Origin of the sequence: Frankia gtarii, from assembly GCF_025403375.1 — a bacterium.
GTDB classification, from domain to species: domain Bacteria; phylum Actinomycetota; class Actinomycetes; order Frankiales; family Frankiaceae; genus Frankia; species Frankia gtarii.
Genome location: NZ_JAMPTM010000491.1, coordinates 1 through 2,210 on the forward strand (window position 1 = coordinate 1; position 2,210 = coordinate 2,210).

2 protein-coding genes are annotated in these 2,210 nt (G+C 67.2%); both read left to right on the forward strand.

Features of this window, described 5'->3' with window-relative positions; all coding sequences use genetic code 11:
* Positions 1-69 precede the first annotated feature (69 nt).
* Positions 70-1,335 (forward strand): IS21-like element ISFsp3 family transposase, encoded by a 1,266-nt coding sequence (gene istA / locus NBZ83_RS31750; RefSeq protein ID WP_261576466.1) that lies wholly within the window; start codon positions 70-72, stop codon positions 1,333-1,335.
* Positions 1,332-2,144 carry an IS21-like element helper ATPase IstB gene (gene istB, locus NBZ83_RS31755; protein WP_261576467.1) on the forward strand — a complete coding sequence of 271 codons (813 nt, stop codon included), beginning with the start codon at positions 1,332-1,334 and terminating at the stop codon, positions 2,142-2,144. The genes istA and istB overlap by 4 nt, the downstream gene beginning before the upstream one ends.
* Positions 2,145-2,210: the final 66 nt, after the last annotated feature.

A 2,210-nucleotide genomic window follows, 5' to 3' on the forward strand; every position in this document is an offset into this window, starting at 1 on the left:
TGTCGCCGCCTCCTGAAAACTGACCCCCCAGGGGGCCGCGAAAACTGACCCCCTGCTGGTGTAGGAGGGGTGCTGAAGGTGGAGGACTGGGCGGAGATCCGCAGATTGCGTCGAGCTGAGGGCGTTCCGATCAAGGAGATCGCTCGACGGCTGGGTGTGGCGCGGAACACGGTGCGGGCGGCGTTGGCGTCGGACCGGCCGCCGCAGTACGAACGGGCGCCGCGCGGGTCAGTGGTCGATCCGTTCGAGCCGGTGATCCGGGCGTTGCTGACGGAGTGGCCGCGGATGCCGGCGCCAGTGATCGCGCAGCGGATCGGCTGGCCGTATTCGCTGTCGCCGTTGAAGAAGCGATTGACGGTGATCCGGCCGGAGTATGTCGGGATCGACCCGGTAGATCGGATGGTGTATGAGCCGGGGGAGTTCGCGCATTGTGATCTGTGGTTCCCGGAGCCGGTGATTCCGGTGGGCGCGGGGCAGGAAAGGGTGCTTCCGGTGCTGGTGATGACGTTGGCGTTCTCCCGGTTCCTGACCGCGACGATGATTCCATCGCGGCAGGCCGGTGACATTCTCGCGGGCATGTGGCTGCTGATCGGCCGGGTCGGGCGGGTCACGAAGACGCTGGTATGGGATCGGGAATCGGCGATCGGTGGGACCGGCCGGGTGTCGGCGCCGGCGGCGGGGTTCGCGGGAACGTTGGCGACCCAGATCAGGCTTGCGCCGCCACGGGACCCGGAATATAAGGGTATCGTCGAGCGGGCCAACGGCTATTTCGAGACGTCGTTTCTGCCCGGCCGGCGGTTCGCCTCCCCGGAGGATTTCAACATCCAGCTGACTGAATGGCTGACATTGGCGAATGCCCGCACCGTGCGGTCGGTCGGGGGCCGTCCGGTCGACCTGCTGGAAACCGATCTGCGGTCGATGCTGGAACTGCCGCCGGTCGACCCGCTGACCGGCCTTGCCACCCGGGTCCGGCTCGGCCGGGACTACTACGTGCGGGTCGACACCGTCGACTACTCGGTCGACCCGCGGGCGATCGGCCGGTTCGTCGACGTGACCGCCTCGCTGGACACGGTGGCGGTGACCTGCGACGGCCAGCCCGTGGCCCGTCATGCCCGCTCGTGGGCCCGCCACGGTGTCATCACCGATCCCGAGCATGCCGCGGCTGCCGGGCGGATGCGCCAGGCCCTGGCCGAGGACCGCCGGCGACGGGCGGCGGCAACACGCCACCACGGCGACGGCCACCCGGTCAGCATGCGGGCGCTGCCGGACTACGACGCCCTGTTCGGCGTCGACTTCACCCCCACACCGTTCGAGAAGAAAGCGAGCAGCGAATGACCACAGCCACCATACCGGCGGCACCGGCCGGGAAAACCTCCGACGGCATGCCAGCGATGATCGCCTATCTGACCCGGGTGTTGAAGACCCCGACGATCGGCGCGTTCTGGGAAGAACTCGCCATCCAGGCCCGCGAGGAGAACTGGTCCCACGAAGAATACCTCGCCGCGCTGCTGCAGCGCCAGGTCGCCGACCGCGAGTCCAAAGGCACCGTCATGCGGATCCGCACCGCGCACTTCCCGACCGTCAAAACGTTGGAGGACTTCAACCTCGACCACCTCCCCTCACTTCGCCGCGACGTTCTCGCCCATCTGGCCACCAGCACCTACATCGCCAAAGCGGGAAACGTCGTCCTCCTCGGCCCGCCCGGCGTCGGGAAGACCCACCTTGCCATCGGCCTGGGCGTCAAAGCAACCCATGCCGGCTATTCCGTCCTGTTCGACACCGCCAGCAACTGGATAACCCGCCTCGCCGACGCCCACCACGCCGGCCGTCTCGACGAAGAACTCAGAAAGATCCGCCGCTACAAACTTATCATCATCGACGAGGTCGGCTACATCCCCTTCGACCAGGACGCAGCGAACCTGTTCTTCCAGCTCATCGCCTCCCGCTACGAACAGGGCTCGGTCCTGGTCACCTCGAACCTCCCCTTCGGCCGCTGGGGCGAGACCTTCTCCGACGACGTCGTCGCCGCCGCCATGATCGACCGGCTCGTCCACCACGCCGAGGTCCTCACCCTCGCCGGCGACTCCTACCGCACCCGCCAACGCCGCGAGCTCCTCGCCAAGGACCGACCCAACCACAACTGATCAACCAGGCGCGGGGGTCAAATTTCCGAGACCCCCACGGGGTCAATTTTCAGGAAGCCTTGACAC